Source organism: Rhizobium sp. Nf11,1 (assembly GCF_050587665.1).
Lineage (GTDB): Bacteria > Pseudomonadota > Alphaproteobacteria > Rhizobiales > Rhizobiaceae > Rhizobium.
Window position 1 is genome coordinate 1 of sequence record NZ_JBOBHU010000037.1, and the last position, 22,458, is coordinate 22,458.

At 58.5% G+C, this 22,458-nt stretch carries 23 protein-coding genes and 1 pseudogene; 16 read left to right on the forward strand and 8 right to left on the reverse strand.

All coding sequences use genetic code 11. From position 1 onward, the window contains the following. Positions 1 to 112 (forward strand): transposase domain-containing protein (locus ACQ7C1_RS30390; protein WP_430961034.1); only part of this gene is annotated, 112 nt, incomplete at its 5' end. Next, on the forward strand, positions 112 to 408 hold the full coding sequence (locus ACQ7C1_RS30395) for a hypothetical protein (protein ID WP_028747203.1): 297 nt from the start codon (positions 112 to 114) through the stop codon (positions 406 to 408). The genes ACQ7C1_RS30390 and ACQ7C1_RS30395, both read left to right, overlap by 1 nt. A gap of 13 nt (positions 409 to 421) precedes the next feature. Here ACQ7C1_RS30395 and ACQ7C1_RS30400 read toward each other — a convergent pair. From ACQ7C1_RS30400 to ACQ7C1_RS30425, 6 genes and pseudogenes are all read right to left on the reverse strand, one after another. Next, positions 422 to 553 (reverse strand): annotated as a pseudogene (locus ACQ7C1_RS30400) (helix-turn-helix domain-containing protein); the annotation flags it as partial. A gap of 208 nt (positions 554 to 761) precedes the next feature. Then, entirely contained in the window at positions 762 to 1,256 is a 495-nt protein-coding gene (locus tag ACQ7C1_RS30405; protein WP_430961019.1) for a DUF4411 family protein, read from the reverse strand. Then, positions 1,253 to 2,413, reverse strand: coding sequence for an ImmA/IrrE family metallo-endopeptidase (locus ACQ7C1_RS30410; RefSeq protein WP_430961020.1), 1,161 nt, complete (start codon positions 2,411 to 2,413; stop codon positions 1,253 to 1,255). The genes ACQ7C1_RS30405 and ACQ7C1_RS30410 overlap by 4 nt, the downstream gene beginning before the upstream one ends. 418 nt (positions 2,414 to 2,831) lie before the next feature. After that, the gene (locus ACQ7C1_RS30415) at positions 2,832 to 3,695 is read right to left on the reverse strand and encodes a nucleotidyl transferase AbiEii/AbiGii toxin family protein (protein WP_430961021.1); all 864 of its coding nucleotides are present in this window, start codon (positions 3,693 to 3,695) and stop codon (positions 2,832 to 2,834) included. Beyond that, positions 3,686 to 4,855: a type IV toxin-antitoxin system AbiEi family antitoxin gene (locus ACQ7C1_RS30420; RefSeq protein ID WP_430961022.1), complete on the reverse strand. Its 1,170-nt coding sequence runs from the start codon at positions 4,853 to 4,855 to the stop codon at positions 3,686 to 3,688. Before ACQ7C1_RS30420 ends, ACQ7C1_RS30415 begins: the two co-directional genes overlap by 10 nt. Positions 4,856 to 5,213: 358 nt before the next feature. Next, positions 5,214 to 6,485, reverse strand: coding sequence for a hypothetical protein (locus ACQ7C1_RS30425; protein WP_430961023.1), 1,272 nt, complete (start codon positions 6,483 to 6,485; stop codon positions 5,214 to 5,216). 74 nt (positions 6,486 to 6,559) lie between these two features. Here ACQ7C1_RS30425 and ACQ7C1_RS30430 point away from each other — a divergent pair, with 74 nt between their 5' ends. Then, a complete protein-coding gene (locus tag ACQ7C1_RS30430; RefSeq protein WP_430961024.1) occupies positions 6,560 to 8,299 on the forward strand; it encodes a methyl-accepting chemotaxis protein in 1,740 nt (579 codons plus the stop codon). A gap of 360 nt (positions 8,300 to 8,659) precedes the next feature. On the opposite strand, the gene ACQ7C1_RS30435 is transcribed toward ACQ7C1_RS30430, so the two are convergent. Beyond that, positions 8,660 to 9,499, reverse strand: coding sequence for an SDR family oxidoreductase (locus ACQ7C1_RS30435; RefSeq protein WP_430961025.1), 840 nt, complete (start codon positions 9,497 to 9,499; stop codon positions 8,660 to 8,662). A 141-nt stretch (positions 9,500 to 9,640) separates the two neighbouring features. Here ACQ7C1_RS30435 and ACQ7C1_RS30440 point away from each other — a divergent pair, with 141 nt between their 5' ends. The 3 genes from ACQ7C1_RS30440 (at position 9,641) to ACQ7C1_RS30450 (ending at position 10,686) form a co-directional block, all read left to right on the forward strand. Then, positions 9,641 to 10,003 carry a winged helix-turn-helix transcriptional regulator gene (locus ACQ7C1_RS30440; RefSeq protein WP_069456842.1) on the forward strand — a complete coding sequence of 121 codons (363 nt, stop codon included), beginning with the start codon at positions 9,641 to 9,643 and terminating at the stop codon, positions 10,001 to 10,003. Next, positions 9,987 to 10,364, forward strand: a complete 378-nt coding sequence (locus ACQ7C1_RS30445) for a hypothetical protein (RefSeq protein WP_430961026.1) — start codon at positions 9,987 to 9,989, stop codon at positions 10,362 to 10,364. Before ACQ7C1_RS30440 ends, ACQ7C1_RS30445 begins: the two co-directional genes overlap by 17 nt. A gap of 136 nt (positions 10,365 to 10,500) precedes the next feature. Further along, on the forward strand, positions 10,501 to 10,686 hold the full coding sequence (locus ACQ7C1_RS30450) for a hypothetical protein (RefSeq protein WP_430961035.1): 186 nt from the start codon (positions 10,501 to 10,503) through the stop codon (positions 10,684 to 10,686). A gap of 147 nt (positions 10,687 to 10,833) precedes the next feature. Here the strand turns inward: ACQ7C1_RS30450 and ACQ7C1_RS30455 are convergent, their stop codons facing one another. Next, complete coding sequence (locus ACQ7C1_RS30455) at positions 10,834 to 11,595, reverse strand: GntR family transcriptional regulator (RefSeq protein ID WP_430961027.1); 762 nt, start codon at positions 11,593 to 11,595, stop codon at positions 10,834 to 10,836. Between the two features lie 25 nt (positions 11,596 to 11,620). Between ACQ7C1_RS30455 and ACQ7C1_RS30460 the strand changes: the two genes are divergently transcribed. The 10 genes from ACQ7C1_RS30460 (at position 11,621) to ACQ7C1_RS30505 (ending at position 22,100) form a co-directional block, all read left to right on the forward strand. Next, a complete protein-coding gene (locus ACQ7C1_RS30460) occupies positions 11,621 to 12,625 on the forward strand; it encodes an Ldh family oxidoreductase (RefSeq protein WP_430961028.1) in 1,005 nt (334 codons plus the stop codon). A gap of 14 nt (positions 12,626 to 12,639) precedes the next feature. Continuing rightward, positions 12,640 to 13,890 (forward strand): iron-containing alcohol dehydrogenase, encoded by a 1,251-nt coding sequence (locus ACQ7C1_RS30465; RefSeq protein ID WP_430961036.1) that lies wholly within the window; start codon positions 12,640 to 12,642, stop codon positions 13,888 to 13,890. Between the two features lie 2 nt (positions 13,891 to 13,892). Beyond that, positions 13,893 to 15,365 carry an NAD-dependent succinate-semialdehyde dehydrogenase gene (locus ACQ7C1_RS30470; protein ID WP_430961037.1) on the forward strand — a complete coding sequence of 491 codons (1,473 nt, stop codon included), beginning with the start codon at positions 13,893 to 13,895 and terminating at the stop codon, positions 15,363 to 15,365. Positions 15,366 to 15,415: 50 nt separating this feature from the next. Then, complete coding sequence (locus ACQ7C1_RS30475; protein WP_069456848.1) at positions 15,416 to 16,228, forward strand: 2-keto-4-pentenoate hydratase; 813 nt, start codon at positions 15,416 to 15,418, stop codon at positions 16,226 to 16,228. A gap of 56 nt (positions 16,229 to 16,284) precedes the next feature. Beyond that, entirely contained in the window at positions 16,285 to 17,445 is a 1,161-nt protein-coding gene (locus ACQ7C1_RS30480; protein ID WP_069456849.1) for a M24 family metallopeptidase, read from the forward strand. 130 nt (positions 17,446 to 17,575) lie between these two features. After that, the gene (locus tag ACQ7C1_RS30485) at positions 17,576 to 18,823 is read left to right on the forward strand and encodes an ABC transporter substrate-binding protein (protein ID WP_430961029.1); all 1,248 of its coding nucleotides are present in this window, start codon (positions 17,576 to 17,578) and stop codon (positions 18,821 to 18,823) included. Positions 18,824 to 18,880: 57 nt separating this feature from the next. Then, positions 18,881 to 19,735, forward strand: coding sequence for a branched-chain amino acid ABC transporter permease (locus ACQ7C1_RS30490; RefSeq protein ID WP_430961030.1), 855 nt, complete (start codon positions 18,881 to 18,883; stop codon positions 19,733 to 19,735). A gap of 3 nt (positions 19,736 to 19,738) precedes the next feature. Next, complete coding sequence (locus ACQ7C1_RS30495; protein ID WP_430961031.1) at positions 19,739 to 20,605, forward strand: branched-chain amino acid ABC transporter permease; 867 nt, start codon at positions 19,739 to 19,741, stop codon at positions 20,603 to 20,605. After that, a complete protein-coding gene (locus ACQ7C1_RS30500; protein ID WP_430961032.1) occupies positions 20,602 to 21,372 on the forward strand; it encodes an ABC transporter ATP-binding protein in 771 nt (256 codons plus the stop codon). The genes ACQ7C1_RS30495 and ACQ7C1_RS30500 overlap by 4 nt, the downstream gene beginning before the upstream one ends. Next, entirely contained in the window at positions 21,369 to 22,100 is a 732-nt protein-coding gene (locus ACQ7C1_RS30505) for an ABC transporter ATP-binding protein (RefSeq protein WP_430961033.1), read from the forward strand. The genes ACQ7C1_RS30500 and ACQ7C1_RS30505 overlap by 4 nt, the downstream gene beginning before the upstream one ends. Positions 22,101 to 22,458 lie beyond the last annotated feature (358 nt).

The window sequence follows — 22,458 nt, forward strand, 5'->3', positions numbered from 1 at the left end:
CTATCTGGCCGATCTGCTCGACCGCATCCACGATCACAAGATCAATCGCCTCGACGAACTGCTTCCCTGGAATTGGTCGCCTGTCGTCACCATCTGCGCCGAGGCAGCCTGATGGCAACAATCACTTATGTCCGCACGATCAAATATGTCGCTGAAATTCTCGGCGAGGATCCGGAGCTTCTCCGGGCAATCATCTCCAACGATGATAACCTGACCTACGGCAGCATCATCAGCGTCTATAACGGGGAGGACGAATCCATCACCGCGCTGACAGACGACGGCATGGAGGAACTGGAACAGATGCTCTCCTACGCTCGCCGTTCAACCGACGAATGGAACGACTTCCTCGATAGCTTTGTCGACGACGAGGAGCTGGTCGCCCGCTTCAAAGCGAAATCTCCGCGGTAACAATCGGTCCGTTACGATGGACCTGGCTTCGACTGAGATCGAGCAGTTCAGCCGCCTGGACGACGCTCAGGCGCCGGTCGCGGATCTTCTGGATGACTTCGAGGCGATGCAATTCTCTCTGCGACATGGTGATCAAACAGGACATCACGACTCCGAACGCTCATGGTCTCCACCAGGCTGAAGTCGTCATCCTTGCTCCCAACGTTGGTATTGACCAGCACGTCGAGAGGCGAGACTGTCGCATCTCTAACTGGCCCAACTGTCGCATTACTAAATAGCCCTTACAATAACATATCGCCTAATGTATCGACGGGAATATCGGTTTCCGTCTCATGGCATGCCGGGCATGGAAGTTAAGCCGACCAAACGAACTTTGCGGAGAATTGGCGGAGCGCTTCAAATGTGTTCATGAACGGAACGTCGAAGACCAGGCAGACATCCGGGATCAGGACGCGCTTCTTCGACTCCGGGTTGGGCAGTTCATGCGTGACTACGGTGGCGTCGATCGAACGGGCCTTGGCGATCAGCAGAGAATCGGCGCTGTCCAGGAATTTTGCAACGGCCGACTCGCTATAGTGGGCCGTTGCCACGTGCTGGACGATCTCGGCGAAATTGCCTTGCGTGTCAAGGTCATCGACGGCCAGGAACCAGGCGGCATCCTTCCGGTCCTTAGCCCAGTCCGCCAGTTCGTCATTCCCGCCGGTCATCTCGTCGCGAACACTGACGATTGACGCGACGTCGCCGTCGCAGACCGCATCCATCCAGTCCCAGAAGCCCGGGCAGATGTCGAATGCGTAATATCGGTTCTTCGCCTCGATGAAGACGTTCGTGTCGAGCAGAAACTTCATTGCGTCTGGCGACCATTCTTGTGATAGCTGAGGATCGCCGTCGGCTGGGCGTTCAACAAGGATGCTGCATGGCGCAGAAGCAACCCGCCGCCGACCGCCTGATTAACGACCGCACGCGTAAAACGCAACCCGTTGCGCAAGGGCAGGTTATTGTGGAAGCTCCCGCCCTCGCTTGCCGGCATATCGCTCCACCGCGCGACTTCGGTTGTGTAAAAACGAGAATAGCTCGCCTGATCTATCAAGCCGAGATCGAGCGCGCGCCGCACGATGACGATGCGGCTGACTTTGTAGATGCGAGACAGCCGGTCGGCATTGTCCGACAGGCTGTCCGCTGCGCGCCATTGTGCCGAGAAACCGGCCGCGGGAATCAGGAACTCCGCGGCGATCTCGTTGCACTTGCGTTCGACTTTCTGGTGGACGCCATAATTCGCGTCGCCCAGCTGGACGTTGGAAACGCCACTTTCGCCAAGCCAAATATGCGCGAGTTCGTGCGCAAAGGTGAAGATCTGCGCTGCCTTGGCATCCTTTCCGTTGATGAAGATCAGCGGAACGACTTTGTCGCTGATGGCAAAGCCACGGAACTGGCTGACGGAAAGCGGGCGGCGGGTGTTGCTGCCGACGATCCCGTTGCGCATGACCCAGATGCCGGCCGCCTCAGCTTTGTCGATGAGCATGCGTAGGTGCTCTTCCCAATTGCCGGACTGCGGCGGCCCTCCTTCACCGTAGAGAGACTTTCGCATGTCGGCGGCGACAGTCTCGGCGCTATCCTTGAGCGTGTATTTTCCGACGAATTCCAGTTCGCGGCCGGCGTGATCCTGGATGAAATCACGGAACCAGTCGCGTTTGAAGAGAACGTCATTCAGGAGGTCGCGGAAGTTTAAATCGAGCTTACGGGCTGGGTCGCCGCCAACGGTTCGAAGATCTGGAATCGCAAGCTTTTCCTCCGGAGGTTCCTTCAGGAAGAGGTATCCGAACGGAATATGCAGCGCGCTAGACAGGCTCTGTGCCTGGCGGAAGGTCGGGCGTTCTTCGCCCTCGATCCAGGTCGCGATGCGCTCCGGCTTCACGTTGACCTTTTTCGCGACGACGTCGAGCGGGATCTTGGCGCGTTCAACCGCCCAAGCCAGAACCTTCTCGTTGATCATTGCGTCGGTCATAGGGTGCGGAGCCTGCGAGTATATGCCATCTCGTACATATCGGAATTTGGTAACGAAATCTTATGCGAAACTTTCGCACAAGAATAAAGCTTTCCAAGGCGGGGAGCTACGAATCGGTAAGCGCTTGTTAGAACCACTAACGAAGATTGCTCGATGTCGGATGAAACCGCGCCGAATGAAATGTGTGGCGTTTCTCCCCCAAATTCAATTAGCAAGCGGCTGGTCAGCATCGCGTCGACGGTCCAGAACCCGCTCTATAGCATAGGTCCATCGTTATGCGCCTTCTACGAATCACGGGTTTGCGGTTCGTATCCCTTCAACTGCAATACCGTATGGGGCCCGAGTTTGCAGCCCGTCCGACTATTGTGATGAAGCACGAAATTCGGTGATTGGGGGGGCCGCTACAGCCGGACGACTTTCATTTGGTCAGCCCGAGCGCGGTCATCCAAGTGTGTACCTGACCGAAAGCATCAGTCTGCCACTGCTCCGGCGTGCGTTCGCCGATATGGGGCGTTCCCTCGACGAACTGGCGCACCCATACCGGTCCGATCATATCCTCTTTTGCGAATTTCTCCGCGATTCCCATATAGCCTTCGAGGGCGTCCTTGATGTCGAGCAGCGGACGACAGACCTCCGCAAGCGCCTCGGGACCGCCGTCGTAGTTGCGGATGCAATAGTAGACGTCATAGGCGTCTTTCCGCTTGTGGCGGCGCATGAGTGCATGGCCCTTCATGGCAAGCAGCGCTGGTATCGAGGCGACGGCGATTTGCACGCGATTATGCCCACCGCCAGGCATCTCGCCTTCGATCGCCGTCAGCTGATGAAAGCGCACGGCGAGCTCCGCACCTGAAGCGCGCTGCACCGCGAATTCCGACAAAAGAGGTGGTATGTTCTTCTCGATCTCAGCATCGCGCGGCATCAGGAAGTCGACAATGACGTCAACGGGCGGCCCCCCGTCGGCCACGTTAATCGTGCGAACCAGCTGGAACCGCCGGTGCTCCGCGCTCTGCGCGTAACCATGGCCCATGAGGGCTTCGACCAACCGCACATACTCGCCGTCGCCAAGCGCCTCCGCGTCCAGCGTCAGGTCAATGTCGATCGTGCCGACGTGCAGCATGTCGTCGGCTTCCAGAAGCAGCCACGGCACCGCTCCGCCGACAACGGCGAATTTACCCTCGAAGCTCCCAAGGATCTGCCCGATCTCCATGAGCGCGGATTTGACCGCGTCGCTGACGCGGTCGGTGTAGTCGGCGGCGGACTGTGGATCAGGCGCTAATGCCATTTTAGCAACTTTTCTCGCAGATGTTCAGCAGCCTCGCGCCCTCGATCATCGAGATGCGAAAGGTCAAGATAGGTGAGGACCGGTGAGGTTACGGGTGGCGCTCCGGGAATCTTGACACGCTCCTTCAGAATGGCCAGATCATCCGGTTCGACGACTTCGACATTGGCGCCGCTCTTCGATGGCTTCAGCTTCAGCGCCTCGATCAGTTCCGGCATGACTGCCGGATCTGCATAGAGCGTCGTCATGCTGCCGCGCAAATAGGGAGCGAGCCACTGCGCTGCCGAAAGACCACCAAGCATCGCGTGCCCTGCAATGTGGGGCCGGTCCAACGCTTCGCGAAGCGTCTCCTCCCACTGGCGCCCATGGAGGACACTGTACCAGAACGACCGCTTACCACGGACCGGCTCGTAGGAGTCGCGCCAGGCATCTAGCAACGCGTCAGGAGCGGTCAGGTGAAGGCCTTCATCATCGACCTTTGCCCACTCCCTATCGCGAAGTGCCGATCGGACATTGCTCACATGGCCGAGGCTGACGTCTGAGGCCCCGGCAAGGTCATTGACCTTCCAGGCTCGTGTAGGATCGCGCAAAAGCGTGCGCAGTACCTGTCCCGCCTTCGGCGAAAAGACGGCACGGTAGTTGCGCGCCGCCGGCTTCGGTTTGTCAGCTGTTTCCCGCTCGATATAGACGCCGTCGAAGGCTATCCGGCAGTTGCCGGCAAGATCGAGCCAGCTCATTCCCGCCTCCGCGCAGATCTCGCGGGACTCGGGAGATAGCCACGAGGCCGCGACGATGGGCACAACGACATCGGCATCCTCTTGGAGCCGATATCTCGTTATATAGGCATAGAGCTGATCAATCGCGCTTCGGACCTGACGCGGGTATGCTGGCTCTTTAACCTCGCAGACCAGCGTAACTATATGGTCTGCCATTTTGACATGCGCGAGAATATCAGGGCGCGCCAGCGGCATATTGCGGCTGGTGCTCATGTCCCAGTCGTTGTTGATGGACTCGATTTCCAGCGACGGAATCCGTTCTAGCTGCTGGCGCAGTGCGTCAGCCATCTTGTATTCGATCTCTTTCACTCGTTTGTAGGATTTCATTGGAGAGTGAAATATACCATTTTGGTGAAATTGGCAACTGATTTCAGGATGCCGCACCATTTCACTGGTCAGTGAAATGGTGGGTTTCAGTGAAATTGCCGCAGTCTGCTCGCGCCCATGCTACGTAATAGCCAATGTATCAGAGGCTTAGCTAAAGCAGCGGACGTGCCAGCGGTTCGATTCCTTTCACATCAACTGATCTGATTTCGTAGGGTGTGGTCTGCAGTTCCAAGAATCATCGAAGCGAAGTGCGGGTACCGGCGTCTTTGCGCCCCCATGTCAGCCATTGAGATGCGTCAACGCTCATCCTGAAAGCCGCCGCTCGGTCGCTCCCGCGATGGCTTAAAAAGACGAGAAACTAATGGCGTTGCCGCGTCCCAGCGTTTAGGAAGTGCGCGCAAGTTGACCGCGTTGGCAACTAAACGAGGGGGTAGATATTGCTTAGCTGAACCCCGCTTCTGCTGTTTCCATCAAGTTCGATGACACTGAGCGGGTGCACTCGCCCCTCGGGCGTTTCGACTAAGCCGATGTTGGCGAACTTCTCAATAAGATGACGCGCCAAGGCTCGGCTGGAAGTCGTGATGACCATGTTAACCGATTGGCTTTCTTCGAGCACTGTGGTGCGCAGAATATCAAGCAGACCGACGCGGTTGAGATCATCTAGGTGGGCCACCGGCTCATCGAGGAAGAACGTTCCGCCGAGGCTCCGCGCACGCGCCAGGAAAAGTGCGAGAGCCAGGTCCTGTCGCTGTCCTTGGCTGAAGTCTTTGCCCGGGTCGAGCTGCGCGTCGCCAGCGTGGGCCAACCAATGAAGGAACTCGCTGTCCTCGCCGAGATTGATGCGATCATAGACCCGGTTGGCGTGCATTCGCGCGAACAGCGGGTTTACGACCTTGGCAAGATCTCGGACCTGCCGCTTGCTGACCGTGGTGTAGGTATCGTGGAACAACGCCTGCGCACGCGTTGCAGCAGCAATACGCGCGGTCATCCGCGCAAGCTGGTCCTCCGCGGGCTTAATGGTGGCGCGAAGCTCGACCAACTGCAAACGGCGCGCTTCAGCTGTCCAGGCCGCTCGCGCCGCTTGGATATGCGCGTCGGCGCGGGCCAGCTTGTCCTGCTCATCCGTAAATTTTGTCTTGAGCCGTAAAAATGCCGCCTCGCTCCACGGCTGCTCCGGTGCGGCGATGTCCCACAAGGCTTGGAGTTCGCCTAGCTCGCTTCCCTTCGCCGCTAGCTGCTCCCGACAGTCCCGCAAGCGTTGCTGGATTCCGGCATATTCCGCGCGCAGCCGATCCCGCTGCGTTGCGGCGTCCTCGCTCTCGCGGGCCAGTCCCGCCAAATGAAGCTGCAATACATGATCGCGTGCGCCGATCTGAGCGGAGACGCGTTCGACCAGGTCAGATAGCGGTGCTTGGTCAAATACGAACTGCGCCGCCTCCGTAGGAAGCATGGTTCGAACGAGCGCAATCTCTTCGTCAAGGGCGGCAAGTGCGTCGGCGATGTCGAGGCGTGCACGCTGCAGACTCAACTCGCCGGCAGAAACAGACGTCGGCAGCCCCGCATTCTGCAGCGAAAGCGCCCGGCGTTCCGCGGTATCCGCAAGCGTCGCCCGCTCGCGATCCAGCGCGGCAAGTGTGGCGTTTGCAGCGTGCGCGCTCTTTAGCTTCTTTATAGCGACCTGCTCAACCAAGATGCGGCGGCCACTCTTTATCTGACTCAGGCGAACCGAAGCCTTGAGGCCGCGCGCGGTCGAGCATCAGCGATATGATGATGACGCGGGCGAAGGAGGCGAGGGCGAGGCCTGAGGCGGCTCTCAAGGATGCGCAGACGAGTTTTTTGAAATCAATGGATCAAGCGATCGCTGCTGCACCCGGGAGTGCCGAACTTCCGCAGCTGAAATCGGACGGCTTCTCGCTGCTAAACGATACCTGTGGCGCCGCAATCGCCGTGGGGCGCGGGGCAAGCGAAGCCGAGCTTGCCACGGTCCAGCAGCTGTTCCTGAGCTTGTGCCAGCCTGCGTTTGCGGCAATATCGCCGCGCTTCATCGCCGTTGCGAACCACATGGCGACGGCGTCGGAGCAGAAGCGGATCGACGTTACCAAAGCCGTCAGGACGACGTCGGTCTGGACGCTGGGGGCAACCGCATTCGCTCTGCTTCTTGTCTCCGCATTCGGGTTCTTAGCGGTCCGCTCCTGGCTGGTAAAGCCAATCGGGGCAATAGCCGAGACGATGAAAGTGATTGCCAGCGGAGACCTGGCTGCAACGGTTCGTGGGGCCGACCGGCGCGATGAGATTGGCGCGATGGCCCGGGCCGTGCAGGTCTTCAGGGATAATGAACTGCGGGCGCGCGAGCTCGAGGAGAGCGTCGAGGCCAGTCGAATTACGGCTGAGAAGGATCGTGCTCGCTCGGCTGAAGCGGAGCGTATCCGGGCTCAAACGCTCGCTGCGACGACCGCTGAACTGGCCGAGGCATTGCAGCAGCTGGCAAATCGCAATCTTGCCTTCAGGCTGGAGAACCCGTTTGCCGAGGATTTCGAGACGCTGCGGTCCGACTTCAATGCAGCGGTTGGCCAGCTTTCCGGCAGTTTGCACGCGGTTTCTTCCGCGATGGGATCGATTGACGCCGGTGCTCATGAGCTGGCGCAGAGCGCGCAGGATCTTTTCAGGCGCACCGAGCAACAGGCGGCCACGCTAGAGCAAACCGCAGCGGCGCTTGATCAGATCACGCAAAATGTCGTCGGATCCTCTAAGCGCACCGACGAGGCGCGTGAGCTGGCGGTCGAGGCAAATAGATCAGCGCGGCGATCCGCCGAAGTCGTCCGCAAGGCAGTGTCGGCGATGCAGCGGATTGAGCAATCGTCCGCTGAGATAACAAATATCGTTTCCGTCATCGACGAGATTGCGTTTCAGACCAATCTATTGGCGCTGAACGCCGGCGTGGAAGCGGCGCGATCAGGAGAGGCCGGCAAGGGGTTTGCCGTTGTCGCCCAGGAGGTTCGTGAACTAGCCCAACGGTCCGCCTTGGCGGCTAAAGACATCAAGGACCTCATACACAATTCTGCGCTCGAGGTCACCGATGGTGTGCAATTGGTTCGCGACACCGGCGAGGTCCTCGAACTAATCGAAAGTCAAATCCTGCGGATCAACAGCCAGCTGGACGCGGTGGCAGCGTCGGCCAACGATCAGTCGGTGGCGCTTGCCGAGGTGAACCGGGCCGTCAACCAGATGGATGATGTGACACAGCAAAATGCTGCCATGGCGGAGGAATCCACCGCCGCCAGTGTTGCACTGGCCAACGAGGTAAGGCGCCTTCGCGGTATCGTTTCGGGCTTCCAACTAGAAAATAAGAGGAGCGCTTCGCTTGCAAATGAAGGGATGACGGAGCCGGGCGGGGCGCCAAGGGTCTCACCGGCTCGGCGCATGCTTGCGGTGGTTGCAAACGCTCTCGCCGTCGATAGCAAAACTGCCGACGCCCCGGACGAAGTGATTGCACCGGGGCAATAATTCCGGTGCGGTCACTATCAATGCAGCTCTTACGAATCAGATTCTGGGACTGCGAGTATTGACTAACGAAGAACTTGAATAGCTCCTGCTCGACTGGAGTTCCGCACGATTTGTCGAGTGGCAAAACGGGAAGATGACGCTCCGACAAGGTGAGGCGCCTGCTGGGTCCGAAGACAGCATCCATGAGATCCTCTTGTATGCCGGCGTAAAACCCCTCTGGCGGGTGTCTCCCGCAGCGCGAGCAAGCTTCGCCACGACAAACGTTGGGCGCGGAACACTTCCAGTGAGACTGGTGTCGATTAAGTACTTCCGTTCTCTTGCTCTTCAGATGCCATAGCCGCGACTACACTAGCTGCCGGATCAGGCCATAAGGAGGGTGATGTTGTCCTGGACGTAGGTTTCGAGGCTGCGTGCCGGCCTTCCGGTCAGCACCTCGACGTCAGCGGTGACGAGGGCAGTCCAGCCCTCACGGACCGGATAGAAAATCGATGCGAGGAACGAGGCGTAATCGGCCGGTACGCCTACGTCGGTCAGAATGCCGATGAATGTTTCGTCGTTGAGGGGATTGTAGGCGACGTCTTTCCCGATTGCCGCCGAAATGAGCTTGGCCGCCTCGGCGTAGCCGAGAGCTTCGGGGCCTGTCAGGTTGAAGGCTCTGTTGTCGAACTTCTCGGTTGTCAGGGCCGCTGCTGCGCTTTCGGCGATGTCGCGCGCATCGATGAAGCTGGACTTCCCGTCTGCAGCCGGAACGGCGATCTCGCCGTGGTCGATGCCGGCCTTCCAGAATGTGTGGAAGTTGTCGGCAAACCAGTTCGGACGCAGGATGACGTAGGGAACGCCGGTTTTTTCGAGTGCGATCTCAACCTGGCGGTAAGGGATACTGTCATCGGCATCGACGCCGAGTACGCTCTGAAAAACGACTTTGACGTTGGCGGCGGCGGCGGCCGCGATCACCGGCAACAGCAGGCCCTTGGAATCGACGTATCCGGTCGGCAGCATGACGTAGGCGGCATCGACGTCGGCGAAGGCTGGTGCGATGGTCGCCGGGTTGGCGAAATCGAACACGACGTCTTCAGCGCCCTCCACTGACTTGCCGGAACGCGAAGCGGCGCGGACTGCGTAACCCTTGGCCTGGAGTACCTTGACGAGGGGCGTGCCGACATTCCCGGTTGCGCCGAGAACGAGAATCTTGCCTTTCATTAACAATCTCCTTAGTATCTATTGGAAACCTTGTTTCTGATAGATAGATAGAGTCCGATTGCACTGAAAGAAAGAGGGCACTTTCGGGTCACGTGGTTACTTCAAGGAAACCGTTGAGACGAAAGCAAAGGAAAAACAAAGATGAAGCACGCCTATAATGTTTTTGAAGACCGGTGTCCGACGCGGCTCGTTCTTGACCGGCTGGCGGATAAATGGGCGCTTCTAATCCTTGACCGGCTGGAAGGCGAGCCGGTACGCTTCAACCATCTCAGGCGGGATATAAAGGGCATTTCCCAGAAAGTGCTCTCCCAGACGCTGAAGAAGCTGGAACGTGACGGCCTGATCTCAAGGGCGATTTTTCCGACGGTACCGGTGACGGTGGAATATACGCTGACGTCTCTTGGGCGGACACTGACAGAAACCGTTTCGGCGCTGGCACATTGGGCGGAGCACAATATGGATGCCGTGCTGGCTGCCCAGCAGGCCTATGATGCCCGTGCATAACGCCGGGCTTTTGCTTCAGCCTTTGCATTTTACTCCCGCAGGCTTCGGCGCTTGGGATACCGATTTTGCCCATGTGATGAAGGCCGAGATCGGCGCGACCCAGGTATGGGCCGATTTCAACGTGTGCCTCGCAGCTGACATGTTGAAGAAGCTGCTGCAATGGCGTTCCAGATCAACAACGAAGTCATTCCTCCGGATCTGCCCGCTTCGCTGGCGATGGCAGTATGGTTCCTGCAGGCGCTACTGTGGGCATTGCGCCCTGGAACGAGTCATCGTCGTTGTCTTGGCGCTTGCGGTGCCGCTGGCTTGCGGCGATACTGCTGTTCTCAAATTTCGGGGTAGCGCCCCGTCCCTGGCCTAGTCATCAGGGCGATGTCGCTGATCCGGCGGTGCGGCGGGTGAGCTTCACCCGTTCAACGAAGATCGGTCACCCGGTTGCTGCGGTTCAGGCGGCAACTTTCGGCGCAATCACGAAATCGGGCCACATCCGCATGTCGATGGAGCGGATAATTGTCCACAAGAAGATTGTCGATGGCGTGGTCGAGAAGCTGGTGGCAAAGACGGAGACGCTGCCTGCGGCGATCCCCTCAAGGACCGTCCTTCCTTGCAGATCGAAAGCGGTATGTGCCACAGAAGCGGTCCTACCGTTCAGGAGGAGGCGAAGACGCCACTCGGCAGTATAAGGTCACCTGACATCGGCTGTTTCGGCGGACGGGGGGCAGGGTGTTGGGCGCGTCACCCGGCACAGATCCCACGCCCGGCCTGAGGAATGGTATGAAAATTAAGGCTCTATATTGTCGGCACTCTATAGCCTCCAGCAGAGGCTGAGCTCAGCCTTGGGCATCAGTAAAGAACTTCATGAATCGCTTGCGGGAGCGCTCGATATGATCTCTCATCGCCGCCTCGGCCCCTTTAGGATTCCTGTCTTTGATTGCGGCTAGAATCCGCGCATGCTCCTTGTTTGCATCGGAAGTCGCCCGCGTGTGAAAATAGAGGCGGAAAAGATGCACGTGGGTGTGAAGACGTGCCAGCGCCTCATGAATAAGTGCGTTTCCGCTGCCGACAGCAATTGCATCATGAAAGGCGCCGTCGCTTTGCGCGAAGCGGCTGTAGGCTGAACGCGCATCCTCGTTGCGGATCTGACGCATATCCGAATCGATGGCCTCGAGCGATGTGATGGCCTCGTCAGACATAAGCTTCGCCGCCTGGGCTGCCGCAAATGGCTCCACCAGCATGCGAAGGTCGTAAAGCTGCTCCAACCCCGAAAGATCCATCTGCGGCGCTGCGCTGTATCCGATGAGGTGCGTCTTTACCACCAGCCCTTGAGCTTCAAGCCGTGAAAGCGCTTCACGGATGGGTGTTTGCGAGACGCCGAGTTCCCGCACCAGATTGTCGACGGCAATGCGACCACCAGGCGGGATCTTTAGTGACATGAGCTGTGAGTAGATGGCTCCATAGACCTCGTCGCCGAGCCGGGTGGGGCGCCGTAGCAATCCTGTGTCGCCGTTCTTCAGCTCACCATTTCGATTCGTCATTTTCAAAATTCCTTCTTGACGCAGCAATTTCTTATCAACATAGTGCGGAAAATGCAATCAGATATCCGATCGGATTTGATCTATGATTACGGTTTCCGTGGATAATATTCGCGAAGTTGCCCGGCTGGCCCTCCACCGCGCCGGCGTACCGGAAGAGCACGCATCAGAACAGCTTGATCTCTTGCTGGAAGCCGATTTGAGGGGGGTACCCTCCCACGGGCTGTTGCGCCTCAGTCGCATCATTCGCCGGATTGAGAACGGCGTTACGGACCCGCACGCCCGGGGCGAGCATAGATGGCGCAAGGAGGCGTTTCTGGCCGTCGACGGTCAGCGCGGTCTTGGGCCGGTCGTCGCGAACCGGGCGATTACTTCATTGATAGAGCGTGCGAAGGTCACCGGCATTGCCGTCGCTGCCATCCGCAATTCTAATCACATAGGGATGCTCGGCTGGTACGCAGAGCGTGTAGCAGAGCACGGTTTATCGATCATTGCACTGTCAACGAGCGAGGCGCTTGTTCATCCCTGGGGCGGGCGCAAGGCCATGATCGGGACCAATCCGATCGCAATAGGCGTGCCGACGGGTGGTGCTCCCTTCATGATGGATACGGCGACGAGTGTTGTTTCGATGGGCGAGATTCACGATCACGCCAACCGGCGCCAGCCAATCCCCCCTCATTGGGCGCTGGATGAAAACGGAAATCCCACCACAGACGCGGCCGCCGCGAAGAAGGGGGCAATTGCTCCCTTCGGTCAAGCAAAAGGATACGCCTTGGGTCTCGGCTTTCAGCTGCTTGTGACAAGCCTGGCCGGAGCCGCGATCGGGCGAGACGTCACGGGAACGCTCGACGATACGACGGTGTGCAACAAGGGAGACCTATTCATTGTCATCGACGGTCCGCAGCGGGACCTGCAGGCCTATCTCGAGGCACTCCGCGCGTTGGAGCCAGCAGATGGCTTTCCGGCCGTCGTGATCCCTGGAGAGCGCGGGCGAGCCTGTCGCGACCAGCGCCTGAAGGAGGGCGTGCCGCTTGCTGAGGAAGTCTGGCAACAAATTCAAGTTCTAGCCGGCCTTGGTGCTGCTGAATGAAACAGGAGGTTTTATTGACTCTATTTGGAGCCCTGCGCACCCCGCGCAATCTCGTTTTCGGGGCCGGCCAACGCGCCGCCCTTCCGGGCTATGCCGCAAAGCTCGGTCGTCGTGCGCTAGTCGTCACGGACGCTCGGTTGAGCAACGAGGCAGATTTTCGCAAGATGGTGGACGGTCTGGCATCGTCAGGTGTGGCAGTGCACGTTTTCGACGGCACCATTGCGGAACTCCCGCTTGAGTGCATCGCTCAGGGTGTGGAAGCCGGCCGCAAATTTGGTGCAGACCTCGTCATCGGCATCGGCGGCGGCAGCTGCCTGGACGCTGCCAAGGTTTGTGCACTGCTTCTCGCACACAAGGGTAAGCCCAGCGACTATTATGGCGAGTTCAAGGTCGCCGGTCCCATATTGCCGCTGATTCTTCTGCCAACCACCTCCGGGACCGGCTCTGAGGTAACGCCGGTGGCAGTCATCACAGATCCCGATCGAGCTGTGAAAGTCGGAATTGCAAGTCCGGAACTGATTTGCCACACGGCGATCTGCGATCCTGAACTGACGTACTCCTGTCCGCCCAGCCTCACCGCAGTTTCCGGTGCCGACGCGCTCACACATGCAATCGAGGCCTACACGACCATTCGTCGCACACCGACCGACACGATCGTGCATGATCATGTCTTCCTGGGCAAAAACGCCCTGAGCGATGCCTATGCCCTGCTGGCCATATCCCACATCTCTTGCAGCATTAAACGTGCTTATGATCATGGCGACGATCACACAGCGCGCGAACGCCTGATGCTGGGGGCGACGACAGCAGGTCTTGCTTTCGGGACGGCCGGGACTGCAGCGGCTCACGCCGTCCAGTATCCGATTGGAGCCATGACCCACACGGCCCACGGCGCGGGCGTCGCTGTCATGATGCCCTACGTAATGGAGCTCAATCGCAATTTTTGCGAGCCGGAACTGGTCGAGATTGGCAAGGTCATGGGACTTGATCTTGAGGGCCGATCCTCGTTCGACGCTGCCAGCGAGACGATAGATGCGGTTGCAGCACTCTTCGCGTCGATTGGAATCCCGAAGTCGATTGCCGACTTGGGAATCGTGGAGGCTCAGTTGCCGCAAGTTGCCGAACAGGCGATGGGCAGTGCCAGACTGATCAAGAACAATCCGCGCCCTCTCGATCCGACAGTCATGACGAGTCTGGTCGGCGCTGCCTTCACGGGTGATCGAATTGGACTGAGGAACGATGTAAAAGCATGGAAGGTAAATTGACAATGACGCAAACAATGACGTCCCAGATCAGCTTTGACCTCAAACAAGTCCCTACTGACCTCTATATTGCTGGAAAGTGGCGCCCTGGAGCCTCGGCTAGGCGCATCGACGTTCTTGACCCGTCTACCGGTCTTGTCATCTCAGACGTTGCCGACGCAACGATCGAAGATGCTCTAGACGCTGTTCAGGCGGCGTACGATGCGGGGCCGGCCTGGGCGGCGACAGCACCGCGGAAAAGATCAGAGATTCTGCGCCGATGCTTTGAGCTGATGGTCGAGCGAAAGGACATGTTGGCGGAGTTGATCAGCCTCGAAAACGGCAAGGCATTGAGTGACGCCCACGGTGAAGTGACCTACGCCGCCGAGTTCTTTCGCTGGTTCTCGGAAGAAGCAGTTCGCCTGAACGGCGAAATCTCGACCGCCCCCTCAGGGGCGAACAAGATCGTGGTTCAACATCAACCGATTGGCGTTGCAGTCCTGGTGACACCCTGGAACTTTCCCGCAGCGATGGCTACACGCAAAATCGCACCGGCCCTTGCCGCCGGCTGCACCTGCGTGCTGAAACCGGCGACAGAGACGCCGTTGACCGCCTATGCGCTTGCAGCACTGTATGCTGAGGCGGGGGTGCCGGATGGTGTTGTCAATGTGATCACGACTGAACGGTCAGGCGCCGTGGTCAGCAAGATGTTGCATGATCCGCGTGTCCGCAAATTGTCATTTACCGGTTCTACTGAAGTCGGTCGAAAGCTCCTGCACGAAGCGGCCGACACGATCATCTCCTGCTCAATGGAACTTGGTGGAAATGCACCATTCATAGTTTTCGATGACGCTGACCTGGATGCCGCCATCGAGGGCGCGATGGTTGCTAAGATGCGCAATGGCGGCGAAGCCTGCACGGCTGCCAACCGCTTCTATGTGCAAACGGGTATCGTCGAAGCTTTCTCGCAAAAGCTTACGGAACGCATGGCGGCACTGACGGTCGGTGCAGGCTACTCCAAATCCACCCAGTGCGGACCGGTCATCAACAGGAAGGCACTCGATCGAATTGGTGGCCTGGTGACGGATGCGACCGAGCGCGGGGGGAAGGTGCTCACGGGAGGTGCTGCCCTTGATCAAGACGGCTTCTACTTCCCACCCACGGTTATTCGCGATGTCCCAGCTGATGCGGCGATTGCCAACGAGGAAATTTTTGGGCCGATCGCCGCCTTGAGCACCTTCGAAAGCGAAGATGAGGTTATCGCTGCGGCCAACAACACCGAATACGGCCTGATCGCCTACGTCTTCACGCGTGATCTTGGCCGCGGCCTCCGCGTTTCGGAGAGACTCGAGGCTGGAATGATAGGTCTCAACCGTGGCCTGGCATCAGATCCAGCCGCGCCGTTCGGCGGCGTAAAGCAAAGCGGACTTGGGCGAGAAGGAGCTCATCATGGCATCCTGGAATTTTGCGAGACCAAGTACATTGCTGTGACCTGGTAACAGCTTGAGAAACTCCTGATCCGGGAACAACAAACAAAAACGAGGTAAAGATGTCGCTGACAAATCCTATCAGATCTGAAATCGCCGACGAGGTGTTCCGAACGCGTGGTGTGTTGACAGAAGTCGTGCCCTTTTCACAGCGGCACCCTGATTTCGAGCTGACGGACTCCTATTGGGTGGTGGAGGAAATGCGTCGGAGGCGAGAAGCAAATGGGGAGAAGATTATCGGTCGGAAGATCGGCTTCACAAACTCAGCCGCTTGGGCAGGCTACGGCATCACTGGGCCGCTCTGGAATTATCTCTACGATACGACGACGTTTCAGCTGAGCGAGACGAGCACCCTTGAGGTTCGCAATTGGCCGAATGTCCGTATGGAGGCGGAGGTTGCGCTGGGTCTCAAGGCTGCGCCCAATACTCAGATGAACGAAGAAGAGCTGCTGGACTGCGTGGAGTGGGTGGCACTTGATTTCGAGGTCTGCACGTCAATCTTTCCGGACTGGCAATTCAAGGTCGCCGACGGCGCAGCCACTGGTGTCCATGTTGCTTTGCTTCTTGGCGAGCGACACCCGATTGCTGGCGACCACGGGAAGTGGGCAGCGCAACTTGAGAGTTTTACTGCCACGTTGTCCAGCGACGAGGGTTTGTCCGCGACCGGAGGGGGAGCTCAAGTGCTTGGGGGCCCGATCAAGGCCTTTCGCTACCTGGTGCGTGAGCTGGAGCGCTTTGGTGGCCAGCCGTTGGCTTCCGGCGACATCGTCACCACCGGTACATTAACGGTCGCCCTGCCTGCCCAATCTGGCCAGCGATGGAAGGCGACGACGTCCGGGATCGCATTCGAGGAGATCAGCCTGGATCTTGTCTAGCAGGCGCAACCGCCCGCCTGTTGAAACAACCGGAAATCAAGAAAGGAGATGAGGGGATGACCTATTTTTCAAGATCCGAAATGACACGCAGAAGCGAGGCGCTGCGGCAGAAACTCGCTGCCGCAAACATCGACTTCGCGTTCATGCATACGGCTGACAGCGTCTTTTACATGAGCGGTGTCCCGCTGCTTTCGGAGTGGGGCCGACCCATGTGGGCGATACTGCCCGTATCCGGCACCAGCGCCGTTTGCGGGGCAGCGCTCGAACAAGAGACCATGGAAGCTCACAGCGTTTTCGACGAGGTTCTCGCTTATGGGGATGACGAGAATGTCGTCCATACCAGCCTCAGGATGTGCGCCGATTTCATTGCCCGACAGAGTTCAGGCACAGTTCGCATCGGGATCGAGGAAGCGCTGATGCCGGTCGGCATCCATCGCGCTCTGACAGCCAGGTTCTCACAGGCGGAATTTGTTGAGATCAGCCCACTGATTGAGGACCTGCGTCTCATCAAATCCGATGAAGAGGTCCGTCTTCTCGAACTCGGCGGCCAGTTGGCAAAAATTGGCGCAAATGCGTTTCTTGAAGCTCTTCACGAGAACGTCACCGAGCTTGCGGTGGCAGCGCACGCAGTCGCTGAGACGAACAAGGCAATGGGAGCATTGTCCATCAATGGTCTCACGAGCACCTATGCCTACGCCCAGTTTGGCGATCACACACTCACGCCGCATCTGCATCCGACCAGTCGGCGGCTGAAACGTGGCGATCTGGTTGCACTGAACATCTTCCCCGTGATGTGGGGCTACTGCACCGAACTTGAACGCACGTTTGTGTTCGGTGAGCCGACGCAGGCTCAGAAGAAGCCGCTCGACGCGGTGAATGAAGCCTTCGATGCCATCAAGCTGGCGCTTCAGCCGGGCGTCACCATGTCAGACATGGCGCTTATGGAACGCGAGATTTTCCGAAAGGTCGACCTTGCCGACTACGTGCGCCACGGAACCGGACATGCGCTCGGTATCATGATCGGTGCTGGCGGACGCGAAGAGCGTGGAGAGTTGCGGGTCTACAATTCCGGAAAGCTCATGGCCAACATGGTCAATTCGGTCGAGCCTGCGGTCTACATACCGGGTGTCGGCGGTTTCCGACATTCTGATGTGATGCTCATCACCGAAGATGGTGCCAGGAACACTACCGACTTTCCGCGTGACATCGGTTTTTGAGATGTGGTGAGCGCGGCGCGAGGAGGAATCGCGCGCCAGCTAAGAGCAAAGAAGGAGGCAAGATGACGCCGCCCAAGGCGTCCACAGCAGTACATCCAATCAGCATAAACTCAACAGAGGGAACTCAAAAATGAAAAAAGCACAGATTCAATCCAGCGGCTGGGCGACATCTTCGCGCCGTCTCTTCCTGGCAGCCTGCGTCAGCGCAGCATCCCTTGCCGCTTTGCTGGGTCCGAGCCCAGCGGCGGCCGACGACAGCGAGATCGTTTTGGGAGCATTGATGCCACTTTCTGGCGCAGGCGGTCCATTTGGTCAGGAAATGCTCGCTTCGGCGAAAGTTGCACTCGAGGAGATCAACGCGGCCGGCGGACCCTTGGGTCGTAAGATCAGACTTGTTGAGGAGAACGACGAGACCAATGCTGAGGCTGGCGTTCGCGCTGCGCGCAAGCTCGTTGACGTCGACAAGGTGAGCGCAATCTTCGGAACCTGGGCAAGCAGCGTCACGCTTGCCGTTGCACCCATTGTCCAAGAGAAGGGCTTGATCCTGCTGTCCAATTCGGGTGCGAGCCGCATCACAGAAGTCCAGAAGAAGGGACATGTGTTCCGGCTTGAACCGGACGACCTGCTGTTCGGAAAGGCTTACGCCGAATACGCCGCCCAGCAAGGTTGGAAAAAGGCAGCGGTCCTCGGCTTGAACGTACCCTTCACCCAGAGCACAGTTGACGCTCTGAAGCAGCGCTTCGAAGAGCGCGGCGGCAAGATCACGAGCTTCGTCACGTATAACGAGGAGCAAACGACTTTCACCACGGAAGTTGCGCGCGTCCTGTCTGACCAGCCCGACTTCGTCCACATCTCTGGCTACGAACCAGACACGATCGCGATCCTGAAGGCTGCTTACCAGTCAGGCTTGACCACCCGCTTTATCGTCCCGGGCTTTTCTGTCAGTGCCGACTTGATCAAGAATGCCGGTCCTGCAGCGGACGGCCTGCTTCTGGTCGAAGAGGGCGTTTCCGAGGACTCGCCCGCCTATCAGCGGCTCGCGAAACAGCTAGGCTCTGATCGCTACTACTCCTTCGGCGCGCAGGCCTATGACGAAATGGTCATTCTTGCGCTTGCGATCGAAGCGGCAAAGTCGACAGACGGCAAGGCGCTTGACAAGGCGATCCGTGAGATCACCGGCACTGGCGGCACCAAGGTCACGTCGTTTGCTGAAGGGGTGGCAGCGCTGCGAAAGGGCGAGCGCATCGACTACGACGGCGCGTCGGGACCGCTCGACTTCGATGCCAACGGCAACATTGCAAAGGCGAACTTCCGCGTTTCCGAGGTCAAGGACGGCAAGACCGCTCCTGTCGGGAAGATCAGCGAAGTGCAGTTTTAATCGCACCGATTAAGGCGCCGCATTGGTGCGGCGCCTTCAGCCGAAGGTAACGCCACGATGGAATTCAAGATCTACCTCATCTCGGCGCTCGTGATGGCTGCGATATGGAGTCTGCCAGCGGCAGCCATTTCGCTCATCTACGGTGTGCTGCGCTATCCCAATTTTGCAATCCCCGAGTTCATGACGCTCGGTGCCTATCTCACGCTTCTTCTCTGCGGTTTCTCATTGCCGCTGTGGGCGGCTGGGCTTCTGGCGGCGGTCGTTACAGGCCTTATTGCGCTTGCGGTCGACCAGACGGCTTTCCGCTTCGTGCGGAAGGCTGGAATTCTCCCGCCGGTGCTGCTTTCCTTGGGGCTGATGCTGGTCCTGCAAAATTTGGTTCGTTTCGGATGGGGCAACGGAAACCTGCAGTTCCCGATCCTGCCGATGCGACCGTTCATCATTGCCGGCTTCATCATCACGCCGGTGCAAGCTGCAATCATCGGGCTGGTCATCGTCATTCTTGCAGGGGTTTTCCTGGGCCTGCGCTACACCGAGTTTGGTCGCGCGGTACGAGCAACGTCGACCAATCCCCAGCTTGCCATCGTAACAGGTGTCCAGCCTGAACGGGTTTATGGCGCCGTCTTGTTTGCAGCCGGCTTCCTCGCTGCCGTCGGCGGAATTGTGCTGGCGACCGAGACGTCTCTTAATCCGCTTCTTGGCTGGCGCGTTCTGATACCCCTTTTCGCAGTCGCGATCCTGGGCGGTCTTGGGAGTGTTGTCGGTGCTGCACTTGCCGCGGTACTGGTGGGCCTGACGTCAGAGTTCAGCCTCTTCATCCTGCCATCGAGCTACAAAACCGCGCTGGCATTTCTCGTACTTACCCTCGTCTTGCTGGTTCGCCCAAGCGGCCTTGTGAAATCCAGGAGCTAAGCCATGATCGACTATCTCATCGCGATCCTGATCTTTGCGGGCATCTACGGATTTGTGGCGCTCGGTCTCAACATCCAATGGGGCTTAACCGGGCTTATCAATCTGGGTCAGGTCGCATTCTTCGCAGTTGGCGCGTACACGTTTGCCCTTCTTTCGAAAGCGGGCGTCCCCTTTCTGCTGGCGGTCGGTGTGGCGACGGCCTTGAGCGGTGTCTTCGGTGCTGCCGTTGCAATGTTCACACCGCGTCTGCGCGAGGATTACCTCGCCATTGTAACACTCGGTTTCAGCGAGTTCGTCAGGTTGGTCCTGCTGAATGAGAAATGGCTGGCGGGGGGACCTGACGGGGTTGCAGGCGTACCGCGTCCCGCATCATTCCCCGGACTTGGATCGGAGACTTCCTTTCTGGTCGTCACGGCACTCGCGCTTGCGTTCGCCTTCTGGTTCACCCGGCGTATCGAGCGTTACCCCATCGGGCGGACGCTCAAGGCGATCCGGGAAGACGAGGGCGTTGTCACCTCCGTCGGCAAGGTCGCACTGGCATACAAGACAAAAGCATTCCTGTTGGGCGCAGCTTTGGCTGGCTTGGGTGGCGCGTTTTTTGCCAGCTACCTCAGCTACATCTCGCCGGATATGTTTGGTCCGAACGTGAGCATTTACGTCCTTGCGGCCGTCTTGATTGGCACACAGGGCTCGAGCGTGGCAACTCTCCTGAGCACGGCTCTGGTTGCTGCGCTTCTTGAAGGGACGCGCCTGCTCAAGGACTACATCACATTTGTCGATGGTGTGGAATTGGCGGCTCTGCGCCTGATGGTGCTCGGACTTGCATTGATCGCGATCGTAATGGTTCGCTACCGCCCGGGGAGGGCATGATGAAACAGATACTCGAGATCAAGGACGTCAGCCGGCGTTTTGGAGGCCTGCAGGCCGTCAACAAATGCCGGTTCTCCGTCCGCGCCGGCAGCATAACCGGGCTCGTCGGGCCGAACGGAGCCGGAAAGTCCACCCTTTTCAGTTTGGTCAGTGGTTTCGTTCGCCCCGACAGCGGCGAGGTCCTGTTCGATGGGAACCACATCGAAAAGCTGAGCGCGCACGATATCGCACGGCTCGGCCTTCGCCGCACGTTTCAGATTCCGCGCGAACTTAAACAGATGACCGTGCTTGAGAACCTCCTGCTGGTGCCCGAGGGGCAGTTCGGCGACCAGGTGCGGTCGGTCCTCTTGCCCGGCAAGCGCGTTCGCGACGAGGAAAGGATCAACCTGCAGAAGGCGCAGGGGGTCTTGGAAATGGTCGGCTTGGGGGAAAAGGCTCAACACCCGGCAGCCCTACTTTCGGGTGGTCAGAAAAAGCTTCTTGAACTTGCCCGCTGCCTGATGGCTGACCCAAAGCTGTTGTTGCTCGACGAGCCTACCGCCGGAGTCAATCCGACCCTCATACGACATCTGATGGCGGTTCTCAGGCGCATCCATGCCTCTGGTGTGACGCTGTTGATCATCGAGCACAACATGACGGTCATCATGGAACTGTGCGAGCGGGTGATCGTCATGGACAGGGGGCAGGTAATTGCCGCAGGCACGCCTGTTGAGATTCAATCGAACAAGGAAGTGCTGGACGCCTATCTTGGAGGGGTGAGCGCATGAACAAGAAGATCATTTTAACAGCCGAGTCCCTTGTCGCCGGTTACGGCGAGATGCAGATCTTGCATGGAGTGAGCCTAGATTTGGCCGCAGGTGAGATCGTCACCATTATCGGTCCGAATGGTTGCGGTAAGTCAACTTTATTGAAGACACTTGCGGGCCTGTTGAGGCCCAAAGCGGGAACCATCAAGCTGAAGGGGATCGATATCACCCTTGCTCCGACGCGTGATCGTTTGCGCTCCGGTCTGGGATATGTGCCTCAGGTGCGCAACGTATTCGCCACGATGAGCGTCGAAGAAAACCTGCGTATGGGTCTTTTTGCCGTCCCGGGTTCGGTCAAGGAGCGGCAGGCGGTGGTGCGTGAAATTCTGCCCAACCTGGCCGATTACTGGACAGCGACCGCTGGCAAGCTAAGCGGCGGCCAGCAGCAGGTCGTGGCGCTCGGCAGGGCGCTCATGGCCGGACCCTCGGTCTTGCTGCTTGACGAACCAAGCGCTGGCCTGTCGCCCAAGGCGACAGACGAAGTATTCCAGCACATACGCGAGATAAGTCATCGACAAGGCGTCGGCGTGCTGCTGGTTGAGCAGAATGCTCACAAGGCGCTGGAGATTTCCGATCGCTGCTACATTCTTGCAGAGGGAAAAAACCAGATTGATGGGAGCGCCGAGAGCATCATGAACAATCCCGTCGTCGGAAAGATCTATCTTGGCGCTCACGCTGAAGCAGTTTGAAGGACGGTCAGGTGCGGCCGCAGCCGCCAGCTTCTGAAGTTTTCGACTTTGTCGAGAAAGCGGAAGCAGCGCGATCCGTTGACTGCTCAAGCGGCTGCTAACGGTAGCCGCTTGATAGATTCTCTAAGACGAACTCTCTTTGGACACCAGCGGGCCGCAAATCTGGACGCCCAGCGCCCAGCAAGCTCTAAAGGAGGATCGATTACCTAAATCAGTCTTCCGCTGAACCAGGGATATCACCGCACAGAAGCTGTTTCGAAAGCCCGAAGCCCAATTTCATGAAAGCGCCTGCAGATAGCGGGGGACCCTTCCGTTGCTGGCAGCTTGAGCCGCGTGCATGATAGCATTGCTATCCAAG

Coding starts and splice junctions, on each gene's coding strand:
- ACQ7C1_RS30495 (WP_430961031.1), top strand. CDS start 19,739: ATGATCGACTATCTCATCGCGATCCTGATCTTTGCGGGCATCTACGGA.
- ACQ7C1_RS30500 (WP_430961032.1), top strand. CDS start 20,602: ATGATGAAACAGATACTCGAGATCAAGGACGTCAGCCGGCGTTTTGGA.
- ACQ7C1_RS30490 (WP_430961030.1), top strand. CDS start 18,881: ATGGAATTCAAGATCTACCTCATCTCGGCGCTCGTGATGGCTGCGATA.
- ACQ7C1_RS30430 (WP_430961024.1), top strand. CDS start 6,560: ATGATGATGACGCGGGCGAAGGAGGCGAGGGCGAGGCCTGAGGCGGCT.
- ACQ7C1_RS30485 (WP_430961029.1), top strand. CDS start 17,576: ATGAAAAAAGCACAGATTCAATCCAGCGGCTGGGCGACATCTTCGCGC.
- ACQ7C1_RS30405 (WP_430961019.1), bottom strand. CDS start 1,256: ATGAAGTTTCTGCTCGACACGAACGTCTTCATCGAGGCGAAGAACCGA.
- ACQ7C1_RS30420 (WP_430961022.1), bottom strand. CDS start 4,855: ATGGTGCGGCATCCTGAAATCAGTTGCCAATTTCACCAAAATGGTATA.
- ACQ7C1_RS30480 (WP_069456849.1), top strand. CDS start 16,285: ATGACCTATTTTTCAAGATCCGAAATGACACGCAGAAGCGAGGCGCTG.
- ACQ7C1_RS30475 (WP_069456848.1), top strand. CDS start 15,416: ATGTCGCTGACAAATCCTATCAGATCTGAAATCGCCGACGAGGTGTTC.
- ACQ7C1_RS30450 (WP_430961035.1), top strand. CDS start 10,501: ATGGAGCGGATAATTGTCCACAAGAAGATTGTCGATGGCGTGGTCGAG.
- ACQ7C1_RS30395 (WP_028747203.1), top strand. CDS start 112: ATGGCAACAATCACTTATGTCCGCACGATCAAATATGTCGCTGAAATT.
- ACQ7C1_RS30445 (WP_430961026.1), top strand. CDS start 9,987: ATGATGCCCGTGCATAACGCCGGGCTTTTGCTTCAGCCTTTGCATTTT.
- ACQ7C1_RS30410 (WP_430961020.1), bottom strand. CDS start 2,413: ATGACCGACGCAATGATCAACGAGAAGGTTCTGGCTTGGGCGGTTGAA.
- ACQ7C1_RS30440 (WP_069456842.1), top strand. CDS start 9,641: ATGAAGCACGCCTATAATGTTTTTGAAGACCGGTGTCCGACGCGGCTC.
- ACQ7C1_RS30415 (WP_430961021.1), bottom strand. CDS start 3,695: ATGGCATTAGCGCCTGATCCACAGTCCGCCGCCGACTACACCGACCGC.
- ACQ7C1_RS30435 (WP_430961025.1), bottom strand. CDS start 9,499: ATGAAAGGCAAGATTCTCGTTCTCGGCGCAACCGGGAATGTCGGCACG.
- ACQ7C1_RS30460 (WP_430961028.1), top strand. CDS start 11,621: ATGATTACGGTTTCCGTGGATAATATTCGCGAAGTTGCCCGGCTGGCC.
- ACQ7C1_RS30470 (WP_430961037.1), top strand. CDS start 13,893: ATGACGCAAACAATGACGTCCCAGATCAGCTTTGACCTCAAACAAGTC.
- ACQ7C1_RS30505 (WP_430961033.1), top strand. CDS start 21,369: ATGAACAAGAAGATCATTTTAACAGCCGAGTCCCTTGTCGCCGGTTAC.